The 16,138-nt window shown below is 31.1% G+C and carries 9 protein-coding genes; 7 read left to right on the forward strand and 2 right to left on the reverse strand.

The genetic code is table 11. The annotated features are described in order from the left end of the window. Positions 1–2: 2 nt before the first annotated feature. Both AC2D6T_RS05795 and AC2D6T_RS05800 read right to left on the reverse strand, forming a co-directional pair. The gene (locus AC2D6T_RS05795) at positions 3–1,892 is read right to left on the reverse strand and encodes a RagB/SusD family nutrient uptake outer membrane protein (RefSeq protein WP_484680794.1); all 1,890 of its coding nucleotides are present in this window, start codon (positions 1,890–1,892) and stop codon (positions 3–5) included. Between the two features lie 16 nt (positions 1,893–1,908). Further along, positions 1,909–4,821, reverse strand: coding sequence for a SusC/RagA family TonB-linked outer membrane protein (locus AC2D6T_RS05800; protein WP_484680795.1), 2,913 nt, complete (start codon positions 4,819–4,821; stop codon positions 1,909–1,911). A gap of 197 nt (positions 4,822–5,018) precedes the next feature. Here AC2D6T_RS05800 and AC2D6T_RS05805 point away from each other — a divergent pair, with 197 nt between their 5' ends. From AC2D6T_RS05805 to AC2D6T_RS05835, 7 genes are all read left to right on the forward strand, one after another. Then, complete coding sequence (locus AC2D6T_RS05805) at positions 5,019–6,041, forward strand: LacI family DNA-binding transcriptional regulator (protein ID WP_347186347.1); 1,023 nt, start codon at positions 5,019–5,021, stop codon at positions 6,039–6,041. Positions 6,042–6,188: 147 nt separating this feature from the next. Further along, positions 6,189–7,538, forward strand: coding sequence for an MFS transporter (locus AC2D6T_RS05810; RefSeq protein WP_298949208.1), 1,350 nt, complete (start codon positions 6,189–6,191; stop codon positions 7,536–7,538). Between the two features lie 9 nt (positions 7,539–7,547). After that, complete coding sequence (gene pgmB, locus AC2D6T_RS05815; RefSeq protein WP_484680796.1) at positions 7,548–8,201, forward strand: beta-phosphoglucomutase; 654 nt, start codon at positions 7,548–7,550, stop codon at positions 8,199–8,201. Between the two features lie 129 nt (positions 8,202–8,330). Next, positions 8,331–10,637, forward strand: a complete 2,307-nt coding sequence (locus AC2D6T_RS05820) for a glycoside hydrolase family 65 protein (protein WP_438988240.1) — start codon at positions 8,331–8,333, stop codon at positions 10,635–10,637. 10 nt (positions 10,638–10,647) lie between these two features. Next, positions 10,648–12,606 carry a glycoside hydrolase family 13 protein gene (locus tag AC2D6T_RS05825; protein ID WP_484680797.1) on the forward strand — a complete coding sequence of 653 codons (1,959 nt, stop codon included), beginning with the start codon at positions 10,648–10,650 and terminating at the stop codon, positions 12,604–12,606. A 57-nt stretch (positions 12,607–12,663) separates the two neighbouring features. After that, complete coding sequence (locus AC2D6T_RS05830; protein WP_438988242.1) at positions 12,664–13,629, forward strand: alpha/beta hydrolase; 966 nt, start codon at positions 12,664–12,666, stop codon at positions 13,627–13,629. A gap of 84 nt (positions 13,630–13,713) precedes the next feature. Beyond that, a complete protein-coding gene (locus AC2D6T_RS05835; protein ID WP_484680798.1) occupies positions 13,714–16,137 on the forward strand; it encodes a glycoside hydrolase family 31 protein in 2,424 nt (807 codons plus the stop codon). The last annotated feature ends 1 nt before the right edge of the window (position 16,138 follow it).

Below are 16,138 nucleotides of genomic sequence, written 5' to 3' on the forward strand. Positions count from 1 at the left end.
TATTAGTATCCTGGATTTTGTGTTAAATTAGGATTGGTTGTTATAATATTATTTGGTAATGGAAAAATATTTCTGTAATCTTCTACACTAACACCATCTTTAGAGTCTCCTTTAAAAGGCCATAAATAAGTGTCAGATGTAAAGTAGTTATATCTAATTAAATCGGTTCTTCTTTGTCCTTCCCAATATAATTCGCGAGATCTTTCGTCTAAAACAAAATCTAACGTCAATTCTCCGCTAGTAATATTTCCGCTAGTATTTCCAAAAGCTCTTTCTCTTAATTCATTAATTTTAGTAACAGCTAAATTTAAATCGCCACTACCACCTCTAAGTGTAGCCTCAGCATAGTTTAAGTAAATTTCTGCCATTCTAATTAAAGCTAAATCTGTATCTACAAAATCTCCTGCTGCATCTGAGCCTTGGTTTCCATTAGAATCTATATTTTTAAATTTAGTAACTGCATAACCGTTTTCAAACGAAGGTATTTCTTCTATTTCTAAAGTTTGCCCGTCTTTATAGAACATTCCTCTACTATCTCCTACAAAAGGATTTATTGTGTAGGTAAATGAATTTAAATCTAAAGTGATGTAATATGTACCAGCTGTTGCAATAGGGATATTAGCTCCACCAGCTTCTAGAGAACCATCCGTATTATCATCACCATAATTATTACCCCAATCTTCATCGAATCTAAATTTCATTTCACCTGTATTTAAATTAGCATATATAGCGTAAGTATTGTTAGCGGTCTCATACATTTCCATATCTGGGCCATCCCAACTATTGGTTGTAGCATCACCTACTAATCCCCAATCTGACACAGTACCTAAATTGTTGTTTAAAGCTGTAACATCTACATCAAACTTGTTTACCAAACTTTTTGTAGTTCTTAAGCCTCCCCAGCCACCATTTACACCAAATTCTGTAGCATCCATACTACCACCAATAGCAGCGTGAACTAAAAATGTAGAACCTCCATAAGTTTGAGATCTTAAACCATCAAAATTTAAAGTAAAAATAAATTCATTTTGAGCACCATTTACATCATTATCAGCTAAAAATAACTCGTCATAAGCTGTTCCGTTTCCATTTGCATCATTTGTATTAATTGAATAGCTTGACGACATTACATTGTTTGAAAATGTTACAGCATCTGCATATCTTGGAGTACCTGTATAAACTTCTGCGTTTAAATATAATTTAGATAATAAAGCCCAAGCAGCAACTTTATCTACTCTTCCGTATTCATTAGAACCACTTGGCTTTAATTTATCTTGTATGTCTAGTAATTCAGATTCAATAAAATTAAATATTTGTGTTCTTGTTGCTTGTTTTGGTAATTCTGTTGTTACTTCTGTAACTAAAGGTACATTACCATATAAATCCATTAAATTAAAGTATGCGAATGCTCTTAAAAAGCGAGCTTCTGCAATGTATGCTTCTACTTCTGTATCTGATAAAATAGCAGCATTGTCTATAAACGAATTACAAAAAGAAACTTCTTGTGCCAATCTGTAGTACATAGCTTCTGTGAAATCATTACTGCTAGACCAGTATAAACCATGTAAATCTGGTAAACCTGCATCTCCCCAACCCACTACTGCATGATCTGTTGTTAGTTCGTTTAAATTGAATAACATTCTAGAATATTGAGAAAAACCTTCATCAATATCTGCAATATCTGCTTGACCTGCAGGGCCTTGTTGTCCTGTTAGAGCTAAACTTGCATATAATTTTGCAAGTGCACCTTGTGCTTCTGTTGCGTTAGAAAACACATCTTCTTCTGTAAAACTATCTGGATCAATTGGAGATTGATCTAAGTCGTCATGACATGAAATTACTCCTAAAGAGAATAACATGATTACAATTAAATATCTAAATTTTTGTTGCATTTTATTGTATTTTTATTTAAAAGTTAATGTTTACACCTAAAACAAAAGATCTAGGTCTTGGGTAAAAGTTATTATCAATACCTAAATTAATTTCAGGGTCTAAACCATCATAATCTGTAACTATAAGTACATTTTGTAAAGAACCATAGAATCTAAATGTTGTACTTTCTAATTTTTTTAGAGTATAACCAACTGTAATATTATCAATTTTGAAAAAAGAAGCATCTTGTACAAAATGATCACTTAAAGCTGTTTTATCACTTATAACTGTAAAACCACTATTATAGTAGTCTGAGTGTAAGTTAGATAGTATGTTGTTGTTAGTTGCATTTATTTCTACCCCTCTATTAGCAGCAATATCATTATACATATAGTTTCCAAAACTAGCTCTTGTTTGTATTGATAAATCCCAGTTTTTATAACTAACATTAGAATTTAAACCCATTAAAATGTCTGCAAAAGGGTCTTCATTGATGTATTTGTCATCATCATTTATAATATTATCAGAATTTCTATCAACAAAAACTCCTTCTAAAGGCTTGCCATTAGTGTCATATACTTGTTGAAAAACATAAAAGCTATTTGCAGTTTCCCCTTCCCTATGAACTTGAACATTATTACCAACCCCTGTTGAAATACCACCTTGTGGTTGATCTACAGATAATTTAGTAATAGTATTATCATTTAAAGAAATATTATAGTTAACAGACCATTCTAAATTTTCTGTTTTAATAGGAGAGGCGTTAATGTTAAATTCTAAACCTCTATTTTCCATATCACCAATATTGGCATTAATTCTGTTTCCAAAATTTGTAAATGGATCTACAATAGAACTAGCAATTAAGTCATTTGTTTGTTTGATATATGCGTTAATAGAACCTGTAATTCTTCTATCTAAGAAAGCATAATCTATACCAACGTTAAAAGTTTTTCCAACTTCCCAACGTAAGTTTTTGTTAATTGGTTCTGGTCTAAACGTTTGGTAAAATGCATTACCAAATTGATAATTTGCAGTATCTGTACTACCATTGTATCTTGTTAAAAATTGATAATCACCTAAACCGTTAATATTTCCTATTTCACCATAACCAACTCTTAGTTTTAATTCATTAAAGAACGAGTTTTCCATAAAATTTTCTTTATGAATATTCCAAGCTGCAGCAAATGAAGGGAAAATTCCCCAACGATCATTTGGGTTTAATTTAGAAGAAGCATCTGCTCTTAAAGTAGCTGTTAAATAATATTTACCTTTATAATCGTAATTTGCTCTACTAAAATACGATAATAAGACGTTTTTAGATTTATCTACAAATTCAAAAGTATTACCATCTTCTTTAGCTTCACTATCAAAACTGTAGTTATCATATTCAAAAGATTGATATGCATGACCCGCTACAAGTGTTAAGTTATGAGCTTCATTAAATGTTTTGTTATAGGTTAAATAAGCGTCAAACACTTTATTGTCTGATTTTTGAACAAAAGAGGTTAAAGATCCATTAAATGTAGCATCTGAAGTTGGTATTAATTCAGAAGTTATTTTTCTTCCATGACTATTAGAAGTATCGTAACCAAAATTTACGGTTGCTGTTAAATCTTCTAAACCATGAATTTTATAGTCTAGTTTTGCATTTGTAACTAATCTTCTAATTTCAGCAGTGTCATTTATTAAGTTTAATAAAGCTAGTGGGTTTGTAGGAGCTAAATTATTTTGGTTTCCTGTACCATTATCTAACCAAGCAAAGTAACCACCATATTGCGAGTTTGCATCGTATACAGATTGTGTAGGGTCAAAAGTAGTTGCACTACCGATTGCTCCTCTATCTGCAAATGTATTTTCTGTATACATTCCTTTTACATTAAAATCTATTTTTAAATGTTTATCAAAAAAGGAAGGAGATACATTTACAGAGGCAGTTGTTCGCTTTAAGTTGTCTCCTTTTAAAATCCCTTCATGTTCAGAATACCCTAAAGAAGCTCTCATTGGCATTCCATAAAGATTACCTAAAGCACTAAAGTTATGATCTTGCCCAATGGCTGTAGTATAAATTTCTTCTTGCCAATCTGTGTTAGAGTTACCTAATAACCCTATTTGGGTAGGTGTACCAATTGTATTTATCAAAGTTTTAAATTGATCAGCAGATAAAACATCTACCTTATCTCTTAATGTATAAACGGTAGTTTGTGAACTAATATTAAATTTAAACTCTCTGTCTTTACCTTTTTTTGTTGTTATTAAAATAACTCCATTTGCTGCTCTAGAACCGTAAATAGCCGTAGAAGAAGCGTCTTTTAAAACTACAAAGGTTTCAATATCATTAGGGTTGATGAAGTTTAAAGGATTTCTAGATCCACCAACACCACCATTATCTAAAGGAATACCATCTATAACATATAAAGGTTCACTCGTTAAAGACAAAGAACCAGTTCCACGAATGTTAATAGTTTGTCCGTCCCCAGGGGCACCAGATCCAGCAATTACATTAACCCCTGCCACTTTACCACTAATAAGTGATTGTGCAGATACAATAGGCCCTTTGTTAAAGTCTTTACTTGTAAGTAAATCTGTTGTACCTGTTAAATCTTCTTTTTTAACAGTACCATAACCAACTACAACAATTTCATCTAATTGTTGAGAAGACTCTTCTAACTCTACAACCAAATTAAAATTTGATGTAATTGTAACTTCTTTATTAGCATACCCTAAATACCTAAAAAGAAGAACGTCTCCTTTTTTTACATTCGGTAAATTAAAGTTACCATTAAAATCTGTTTCAGCACCTTTTTGGGTACCTTTAACTATAATACTAACACCTGGTAGAGGATCTCCCGATGTTTTTTCTTTAACGATACCTTTTGCTGTTTGTTGAGCAAACATTGCAAAAGATGAACTTAAAAGAATACCAATTAAAAATAATTTAAGTTTTTTCATGTATAAATTGTTAAATAATAACTGTAAATTTGATTTGTTTTAACGATAAATTTACATTCCACAGAGTAAATATAGAATATAATCTAGTTAATTTGGTAAAGTTTAAGTAACGAAAACGGTTTCGTGTTGATAACTTTATTCTTTAAAATTCATTAATTTAGCAAAAAAGTAAGATTTAATTTGCCTATCCATAAAAAATGAAGCAAAAAATTACCATAAAAACAATAGCGAAAGAATTAGGTGTGTCAACTTCTACAGTATCTAAGGCCTTAAAAGATAGCCATGAGATTAGTACAGAAACAAAACAGAAAATTCAAGCTTATGCAGATCTCTACAATTACAAACCCAATAGTTTAGCATTACAATTAAGAAACCAAAAGACTAGGGTTATAGGTGTAATTTTACCTAAAATTGTACATCATTTTTTCTCTACAGTGATTATGGGAATTGAGGAAGGTGCTAACAAGAAGGGATACAATATTATGGTTTGTTTTTCTAATGAATCGTATAAAAAAGAAGTAGAAACATTAAAGGTTTTATCGAATGGTAGTGTAGACGGTTTAATTGTTTCTATAGCTAGTCAAACCCTTGAAAACAAAGATTTTAATCATTTTAAAGGACTGGTTGCTGAAGAAATTCCTTTGGTATTATTCGATAGAGTCGTAGATGAAATATTGTGTGATAAAGTAGTGGTGGATGATGTTGGTGCAGGGTACAAAGCCACCCAACACTTGTTAGATAATCATAGAACAAAAATAGCATTAATAACTACACCTAATCATGTGAATGTTGGTGCTTTAAGAAGGCAAGGTTATGAAAAAGCACTGATAGAATCTTATATCAAAACAAATAAAAAATTAGTTGTTGAAATTGATGAAAATGAAGATATAAAACCACAAATAGAAAAAGTTTTTGAACAAGATATTGATGCTGTTTTTGCGGTGAATGAAATTTATGCTGCAAATGCTATGAGAATAGCTAAAGAGAAAGGTTTAGAAGTACCAAAAGATATTTCTATTATTGGTTTTACAGACGGTTTAATCTCAGAATATTCATCGCCATCAATTACAACAATTGCACAACATGGTTTTACTATGGGGAAACAAGCTGTGGATTTATTAATTGAAAGAATTGAAAATGAATCGGAACTATTTAAACCAAAAAAAATAGTTATTTCTAGCGATCTAAAACTACGAGAATCTACGAAACCGTCGTCGTAAATATTTTAGTTGAATTTTATCAAAATCATAAAATTAATTTACCTTTGTTATAATATTAAGATTTATCAATAAATTTCATTCCACACTTTGTAATAACTGATAAGTCATAAAAACTTATCGTAATATTCATTTTATAATATTCGATAAATGGAAAAGCATAAATTAAATTTTTGGCAAATCTGGAACATGAGTTTTGGATTTCTGGGAATACAAATGGGTTTCGCCCTGCAAAATGCAAACGCTAGTAGAATTCTACAAATTTTTGGCGCAGACGTACATGAACTTTCTTGGTTTTGGATTATAGCACCTTTGATGGGGTTGATTGTTCAGCCAATTATAGGTTACTATAGTGATAAAACTTGGGGAAAGTTTGGTAGAAGAAAACCTTATTTTCTTGTCGGTGCAATTTTAGCTTCTATAGGTTTGGTTTTAATGCCACAAGCAGACATGTTTATTGCTTTTTTGCCTGCTCTTTGGGTGGGTGCTGGTTTTTTAATGATTATGGACGCATCTTTTAATATTGCAATGGAGCCTTTTAGGGCTCTTGTTGGCGATAATTTAAGAACAGATCAAAGAACTTTAGGATTTAGCGTACAAACCGCTTTAATTGGTTTTGGTGCAGTTATTGGGTCTTGGTTGCCGTATGCTTTAACTAATTGGTTTGGTGTTTCTAATGCAACTTCAGAAGGTGTTGTGCCACAAAATTTAATTTGGTCTTTTATTATTGGTGCAATTATTTTAATTGTTTCAATATTAATTACGGTTACAACAACTAAAGAATATTCTCCAGAAGAGTTAGCAAATTTCGATAATGAATCTTTGGCAACAAAGGAGGAGCAAGAAAAATCCAGTTTAATGGATATTTTTGAAGATTTTAAAAAAATGCCAACAACAATGCGTCAATTAAGTTGGGTGCAGTTTTTTTCTTGGTTTGGTCTTTTTGGTATGTGGGTTTTTGCAACACCAGCAATAGCGCAACATATTTATGGTTTACCACATACAGATAGTACCAGTACAACATACCAAGATGCTGGAGATTGGGTTGGAATTCTTTTCGGAATTTATAATTTAATATCAGCATTTTATGCCTTTGCATTGCCTTACATAGCAAAGAAAATTGGCAGAAAAAAAACACATGCATTTTCTTTAATTATTGGAGGTTTAGGACTTTTATCAATCTACTTTATGCCAGATGAAAACTGGTTGATACTTTCTATGATAGGAGTTGGTATTGCATGGGCAAGTATTTTAGCAATGCCTTATGCAATTTTAGCAGGTTCTATATCTGCAAAAAAAATGGGCGTTTATATGGGAATTTTTAATTTCTTCATTGTAATGCCTCAAATCATTAATGCATTAATTGGCGGTCCGTTAGTAAAATATGCGTATGGTAATCAAGCAATTTTTGCAATAGTAATTAGTGGAATTAGTTTTTTAACAGCTGCAGCCTTAGTTTACAAAGTAAAAGATGTAGACGATGTAGTTGAAACAGTTTAAAAATAGTAAATGAAAAAAGGGTTTATATTCGATTTAGATGGTGTTATTGTAGACACTGCAAAATACCATTATTTAGCTTGGAAAAAGCTAGCAAACACATTAGGTTTTGAGTTTACCAAAGAACAAAACGAACTTTTTAAAGGTGTAAGTAGAAAACGATGTTTAGAAATTTTATTAGAAATTGGTAACAGAGAAGCAACGCAAAAAGAATTTGATACTTGGATGATCGAAAAAAATATAGATTACCTAGAGTATATAGAAAATATGGATGCATCAGAAATTTTACCAGATGTACCTAAAGTATTACAATATTTAAAAGAAAATAAGATACCAATAGCCTTGGGTTCTGCAAGTAAAAATGCCCAACCTATTTTAGAAAAAGTAGGTTTGTTTCATTATTTTGATGCTATTGTAGATGGTAATAATGTTACCAAAGCAAAACCAGACCCAGAAGTATTTTTATTAGCGGCAAAACAATTAGGGGCAGATGCTAAGAATTGTATTGTTTTTGAAGATGCTGAAGCTGGTATAGAAGCTGCGAATGTAGCAAATATGATAAGTATTGGAATTGGAGATAAAAATGTACTTTCTAAAGCACAATTTAACTTTAAAGATTTTACAGAAATCAGTACAGAATTTATTCAAAAATTAATAGAAAAATAAGTAAAGAGAAACAAGAAAAAAGAACTAAGAATTTAGAATAATTTTAAAGGTAAAGTGAAGTTAAAATAGATTTTTATTACAGCTTCATATTTCTAATTTTCCACTTTTTTCTCTTAAAAAAGTATAAAAATGAATCAAGATTATATACAACCTAATGAATGGTCAATTCTAGAAGAAGGTTTTGATACTCAAAAGGTAAAATCTTCAGAAAGTTTATTTAGTATTGGTAATGGAGCTATGGGGCAGCGTGCCAACTTTGAAGAACAATATACAGGAGAAACGTTTCAAGGAAGCTATATAGCTGGTGTTTATTATCCAGACAAAACTAGAGTTGGCTGGTGGAAAAACGGGTATCCAGAATATTTTGCAAAAGTTTTAAATGCCCCAAATTGGATAGGTATAAACGTTCAAATTAATGATGAAAATTTAGATTTACACACCTGTAAAGAAGTGTCAAAATTTAAAAGAGAACTAAACATGAAAGAAGGTTGGTTGTCTAGAAGTTTTGAGGCTGTTTTACAAAACGGAATCAAAATTAAAGTTGATACAAAACGTTTTTTAAGTTTAGAATTAGATCAAATTGGTGCTATTAGTTACAATGTAACACCTTTAAATACAGATGCAAAAATTACCTACACACCGTATTTAGATGCAGGTATAACTAACGAAGATACCAATTGGGATGACCAATTTTGGGATGTTTTAGAAGTTTCTCAAAACAAAAAACAATCTTTTATACACGCAAGAACTATGAAAACACACTTTTATACGTGTACGTTTATGCAATCTCGTGTGTTTTTAGAAGGAAATGAAATTTTAACAGATTGTAATAGCTCTAAAACGGATAAAACAGCATCTAGTTCATATCAACAAGAAGTTAAAAAAAATCAAACGTATACAGTTCATAAATTTGGTGGTTATGTAGTAGATAGAATTCATAATAAAAACGAATTAGTAGCCCTTGCAAAAGATGTTTTAGACAAAGCTGTAAGTTTTGGTTTTGATGCATTATTAGAAACACAAAAACAATCTTGGGCACAAATTTGGCATATGTCAGACATTACCATTACTGGAGATGTAAAAGCACAACAAGGTATTCGTTTTAATATTTTTCAATTAAACCAAACTTATTTAGGTACAGATGCAACCCTAAACATTGGCCCAAAAGGTTTTACAGGTGAAAAATATGGTGGAAGTACGTATTGGGATACAGAAGCGTATTGTATTCCATTTTACATGGCAACCAAAGACCAATCTGTAGCTAGAAGTTTGTTGGAGTACCGATACAATCACTTAGAAAAAGCTATAGAAAATGCCGCAAAATTAGGTTTTACAAACGGTGCAGCTTTGTATCCAATGGTTACCATGAATGGTGAAGAATGTCATAATGAATGGGAAATTACCTTTGAGGAAATTCACAGAAATGGCGCCATTGCTTTTGCCATTTATAATTATCACAGATTTACAAACGATTATACTTACATTCCAGAAAAGGGATTAGAAGTTTTAATTGGTATTGCACGTTTTTGGCATCAAAGAGTTAATTTTTCTACCGCTAAAAATAAATATGTAATGTTGGGTGTTACAGGGCCAAATGAATACGAAAATAACATCAATAATAATTTTTATACCAATTACATTGCAAAATGGTGTATAGACTACGCACTAGAAAATATAGAAATTGTAAAAACAGACCATATATCTGATTATATCAGAATCAAAGAAAAAGTGGCTTTTACAGATGATGAGTTAATGGACTGGAAAAAAGTTGCAGACAATATGTATTTTCCGTTCTCTGAAAAACACAATATTTATTTGCAACAAGATGGTTTTTTAGACAAAGAATTAATTACGGTTGCAGATTTGGATAAAAGCCAAAGGCCCATCAACCAAAAATGGAGTTGGGATAGAATTCTACGCTCACCTTATATAAAGCAAGCAGATACTTTGCAGGGTTTTTATATGTTCGAAGATCATTTTTCAACAGAAGAATTAGAACGCCATTTCGATTTTTACGAACCATTTACAGTGCACGAAAGTTCGCTTTCTCCCTGTGTTCACAGTATACAAGCTGCAAAATTAGACAGAATGGAGCAGGCTTACGAATTCTATTTGCGTACTTCTCGTTTAGATTTAGACGATTATAATCACGAAGTAGAAGAAGGCTTACACATTACCTCTATGGCAGGAACTTGGATGAGTATTGTAGAAGGTTTTGGAGGTATGAGAATATTAAATAATACACTTTCTTTTGCGCCAAAAATTCCTAAAGGTTGGAAATCTTATTCGTTTAAAGTCAATTTTAGAGGGCAAATTATTACAGTAAACGTTGCTCAAAATGGAACCGTTTTCGAAATTGATGGAAATACAGAAATTAACATTTTAGTAAATGGAAATATTATAACAATATCTCCAAATAAGTTAGTAACAGTTTAATAGAATTATTATGAAACTTTTCAGAAACATTTTGTCGTTATTATTATTCATAGCTTTATTTTTTTCATGTAAAAATGAAGAATCATTAAAAAATGTTTCTGAAGTTTCTGTTTCTAACACCACTTTAGAAAGAGTTGAGCCTCCAAACTGGTGGATAGATTTTAAAAACACCACACTGCAGTTATTAGTTAAAGATGACACTATTGGTGCTTCTAAACCAAGTATAAATTATCGAGGTGTAACTATCGATAAATTTTACACAGCAAGAAGCAAAAATTATTTATTTATTGATATAACAATTGATGAAACTGTAAAAGCTGGAAAATTTGACATCACCTTTACTTTTGATGACAATTCTAAAAAAACACATACTTATGAATTAAAATCAAGAGAAAAATCAGCAGAAGATTATATAGGATTTGACAGTTCTGATGCCATTTATTTAATTACTCCAGATCGTTTTGCGAATGCAGACGTTACTAATGATAATGGTTCTGTAAATTCAAAAACCAAGGATACAGGTACATCTGTTTATTTTTTAAAAGAAACAACAATAAATAGAGCAGATGATTATGCAAGGCACGGAGGGGATATAAAAGGAATTACAAATCATATAGATTATATTTATGATATGGGGTTTACAGCTATTTGGTCAACACCACTTTTAACCAATAATATGCCAAGATCTTCTTATCATGGGTATGCAATTACAGACTTATATGAGATAGATCCTCGTTTTGGAAATTTAGCAGATTATAGAGCGCTAGCAGATAAGTTAAGAGAAAAAGGAATGAAATTGATCATGGATCAAGTTGCTAACCATTGTGGTAGCGAACATTGGTGGATGAAAGATTTACCTTTTGAAGATTGGGTAAATTATCAACAAAACTTCTTAAAAAAAGGAGATTTAATCACATCTAATCATAGAAGAACTTCAAATCAAGATTCTTACGCTTCTAAACAAGACAAAAAAGAAATGGCAGAAGGTTGGTTTGTACCCACAATGCCAGACTTGAACCAGAAAAATCCATTTATGGCAAAATACATCATTCAAAATAGTATTTGGTGGATAGAAACTATTGGTCTAGGGGGAATTAGACAAGACACGTATCCATATCCAGATAAAGATTTTATGTCAGATTGGGCAGGAGCAATCATGAATGAATATCCTAATTTTTCCATTGTTGGAGAAGAGTGGAGTTATAACCCATTATTGGTTGGTTATTGGCAAAATGGCGCCAAAAATAAAGATGGTTACGTATCTAATTTAAAATCTACGATGGATTTTCCCATGCAAAAAGCAATGATAGATGGGATTAATGAAGTTGAATCTTGGGACACTGGTTTGGTAAAATTATACGAAGGTTTAGCTAATGATTTTCATTATGCAACCCCAAAAGATATTATGGTGTTTTTAGACAATCACGACAAAAGTAGATTGTTTACAGAGTTTAAAGAAGATGTTACACAAGCTAAAATGGCATTAAGTTATATGTTAGTTTTACCTAGAATACCCCAAATTTATTACGGAACAGAGATTTTAATGAATGATACTGCAAAACCTGGAGATCATGGATTAATTAGAACCGATTTTCCTGGAGGTTGGAATTGTGACCAAGTAAATGCATTTACAGGCAAAGGTTTATCTAAAGCTGAAAAAGAAATGCAAAACTTTACAAAAAAAATGTTGAATTATAGAAAATCTTCTAAGGCAATTCACGAAGGAAAAACAGTGCATTTTGCCCCATTTATGGGTACCTACTTTTTGTTTAGAATAAAAGATGATGAAACAGTTGTACACATCATTAATAAAAATGATAAACCAATTCGTATTGATTTAAAACGTTATGCAGAAGTTGGTTTAGAGGGAAAGACATTAAAAAACATCATCACAGGAGAAGAATTTGTTTGGGGTGATGTTATCAATTTTAAAGAAAAAGGGAGTATTGTATTAACTACAAAAAATTAACTAATCTGCAAGACCTTTTCAGTTTTTTAAAACCTGAAAGGTCTAGAAATTTTAATCATGAAAAAAATACTAACCTTATTAGCAATTATAGTTTGTATTTCTTGTCATAAAACAGCAAAAGATAAAAAGCAAGAATCATCAAAACTAGCAATAAAAGCATATCAATTATCAACAACAAATTTAGTTGCTGGAAAATTAATTCGTGTAGATAGTTTTCCATCAAAATATATCACACCAAGACCTGTAGATGTTTGGTTACCAAAAAATTACTCATCAGAAAAACAATACGCGGTTTTGTATATGCATGACGGACAAATGTTGTTTGATGCAAACACCACTTGGAACAAACAAGAATGGATGATAGATGAGGTAGCTACCCAATTAATGCAAGAAAATAAAACAAGAGATTTTATTGTGGTTGGTACCCATAATATTCCTGCAATTCGTTGGCAAGATTTATTTCCAGAAAAAGCAATGAATTATCTATCTAAAGAAGATAAAGAGGCTGTTTACGAAGAAGCAAAAAAGAACAATTTTAGCACAAACTTAAAGGGCGATGAATATTTACAGTTTTTAGTGTCTGAACTTAAACCTTATATAGACAAAACCTATTCAGTCTATTCAAACAAAGAAAACACGTTTGTAATGGGATCTTCTATGGGAGGTTTAATGTCTATGTATGCAGTTGCAGAATATCCAATTGTTTTTGCAGGAGCAGCATGTGTTTCTACACATTGGGTTGGAGGTTCGCCTTCGGAACAAAACCCTTTACCAATAGCAATTTTTGCTTATTTAAAAGAAAATGTACCAGATTCAAAATCACATAAAATGTATTTTGATTATGGAAACAAAACTTTAGATCAATTGTATCCTCAATATGCACCAAAAGTAGATTCTATTTTTTTAAAAAACGGATATACCAAAGAAAATTATAAAAACTTATTTTTTGAAGGCACCAATCATTCAGAATTATCTTGGCAAAAAAGAGTAAACATTCCCTTAACTTTTTTGCTTAAAAAATAATACAAACTGTCAGTTCGATTGAATTTATGAGGAACGAATAAATTTGTATCGAGAACTTTTAAAATCATTTAGATATATCATAATATGAAAAAAAATATAATTCCTTTCTTACTTTTTTTTCTAGCCACTTTTTCATTTGCACAAAACAAATCAAGATATTTAGAAAATGTTGAAAAAAAAGAGAATAAGGTAACAATTATTGTAAACGATGGTGAGTATCATATTACTTACTTTACCCCAGAAATTGTACAAACTACTTTTATTCCTAAAGGTCAAGATTTTAAAGAGCAATCTCATGCTGTTGTTTTAAATCCAGAAAAAATAAAATTAATAGCACAATCATTAACAAATAGAACTACTATTATTTCTGATGGTATTGGTATAGATATTACACACAAACCTTTTCAAATTTCTTATTCAGATAAAAACAATAATTTTATAACCTCAGAAAAAAAAGGCTATTTCAAATCCAAACATATTCCTTTAGAAACAGTTAAAGGCAATATTGTTGCACAACAGACAGAAAAAATAGAATTCAATTTAACAAATGATGAGGTTTTATATGGTGCAGGAGCAAGAGCTTTAGGCATGAACAGACGTGGAAATCGCTTGGCGTTATTCAACAGAGCTCATTATGGGTATGAAACTCATGCAGAGTTAATGAATTTTACAATGCCCATTGTAATATCGTCTAAAAAATACATGTTGCATTTTGACAATGCACCTGTAGGATATTTAGATTTAGATAGTAAAAAAGACAATTCTTTAACTTACGAAACCATTTCTGGGCGCAAAACCTATCAAGTTATTATTGGTGATACTTGGCAAGAATTGATAGAAAATTACACCAATTTAACTGGTAAACAACCCTTGCCTCCAAGATGGGTTTTAGGAAACTTTTCTAGTAGATTTGGATACCATTCTCAAAAAGAAACCGAAGAAACAGTGGCAAAATTTAAAAAAGAAAATATACCTGTAGATGCTGTAATTCTAGATTTGTATTGGTTTGGAAAAGATATACAAGGAACTATGGGGAATTTAGAGGTTTACAAAGATTCTTTTCCCGATATGAAAGGCATGATTTCTCGTTTAAAGGACAAAGGTGTAAAAACAGTTTTAATAACAGAACCTTTTATTTTAACCAATTCAAAAAAATGGAAAGAAGCTATTGATAATGATGTTTTAGCAAAAGATTCTGTGGGCAAACCTGCAAAATATGATTTTTATTTTGGTAACACAGGTATTGTAGATATTTACAAAAAAAAAGGAAAAAAATGGTTTTGGAATATTTACAAAGATATTTTAAACTTAGGTGTAAAAGGTCTTTGGGGCGATTTAGGCGAACCAGAAGTGCATCCAACTTGGGTACAACATGCTAGAGGCTCAGCAAACCAAGTACACAATATTTACGGTCATGATTGGGCACGTTTAATTTTTGAGGGTTACCAAAAAGAATTTGCAAACGAAAGACCATTTATTTTAATGCGTGCAGGTTATTCTGGCTCACAACGTTTTGGAATGATTCCTTGGTCTGGAGATGTAAGCAGAACTTGGGGAGGTTTGCAATCGCAACCAGAAATTGCCTTACAAATGGGTATGCAAGGTTTGGGTTATATGCATTCTGATTTAGGTGGTTTTGCTGGCGCAAATTTAAATGATAATTTGTATGTAAGATGGTTGCAATATGGCGTTTTTCAGCCCATTTACAGACCACATGCACAAGAAGATGTAGCAAGCGAACCTGTTTTTAGAAGCCAATTTGCCAAAAAACATGCCAAAAAAGCTATTGAGTTACGTTATAAAATGTTGCCTTACAATTACAATTTGGCATTTCAAAACAACCAAAAAGGAACGCCTTTAATGCGTCCAATCTTCTTTGAAGAGGAGAATGATAAGTTGATGGAAAATTCAGAAACCTATTTATGGGGAAAAGATTTTTTAGTTACCCCAATTTTAAAAGATTCTGTAAAAAAAAAAGCTATTTATTTTCCAAAAACAGCCAATTGGTTTAATTTTTATGTTGATGAAAAAATAGTAGGAGGACAAACTAAAAACGTAACAGTAAAACAAAATGCTATACCAACTTATGTAAGAGGAGGTGCTCTTATTTTAATGGTAGATGTTGTTCAAACTACAGAGAATTATAATGCCAAAAAATTAGAATTACATTATTATTTTGATGCTTCTGTAAAAGAAAGTGAAAGAGAATTTTATAATGATGATGGCCTTACGGCAAATGCTTTCGAGAAAGAACAATATGAAATCTTAGAGTTTGAAGCAGAAACTTCTAGAAAATGGCTAGAAATTGATTTTGAAGCAAGATTTGGTTTAAATTGGAAACCATCAACAAAAGAAATTACTTTGGTGGTGCATAATGTAAATTGGAAACCCAAAAAGGTTCATGTAGATGGTAAAAAACTAAAAATAAAAGTAGAAAACAATAGGTTAAAAATTCCTATAAAATGGAATTCTAAAAAAGAATTAGAAATTAAAATTAAACGAAAATAAA

The sequence above is a fragment of the Polaribacter sp. YIW18 genome, assembly GCF_057219325.1.

What these genes read in the sequence shown, in the direction of transcription:
- AC2D6T_RS05805 (WP_347186347.1), top strand. Translation starts at nt 5,019, where the DNA reads ATGAAGCAAAAAATTACCATAAAAACAATAGCGAAAGAATTAGGTGTG.
- AC2D6T_RS05820 (WP_438988240.1), top strand. Translation starts at nt 8,331, where the DNA reads ATGAATCAAGATTATATACAACCTAATGAATGGTCAATTCTAGAAGAA.
- AC2D6T_RS05825 (WP_484680797.1), top strand. Translation starts at nt 10,648, where the DNA reads ATGAAACTTTTCAGAAACATTTTGTCGTTATTATTATTCATAGCTTTA.
- AC2D6T_RS05800 (WP_484680795.1), bottom strand. Translation starts at nt 4,821, where the DNA reads ATGAAAAAACTTAAATTATTTTTAATTGGTATTCTTTTAAGTTCATCT.
- AC2D6T_RS05795 (WP_484680794.1), bottom strand. Translation starts at nt 1,892, where the DNA reads ATGCAACAAAAATTTAGATATTTAATTGTAATCATGTTATTCTCTTTA.
- AC2D6T_RS05835 (WP_484680798.1), top strand. Translation starts at nt 13,714, where the DNA reads ATGAAAAAAAATATAATTCCTTTCTTACTTTTTTTTCTAGCCACTTTT.
- AC2D6T_RS05810 (WP_298949208.1), top strand. Translation starts at nt 6,189, where the DNA reads ATGGAAAAGCATAAATTAAATTTTTGGCAAATCTGGAACATGAGTTTT.
- AC2D6T_RS05830 (WP_438988242.1), top strand. Translation starts at nt 12,664, where the DNA reads ATGAAAAAAATACTAACCTTATTAGCAATTATAGTTTGTATTTCTTGT.
- pgmB (WP_484680796.1), top strand. Translation starts at nt 7,548, where the DNA reads ATGAAAAAAGGGTTTATATTCGATTTAGATGGTGTTATTGTAGACACT.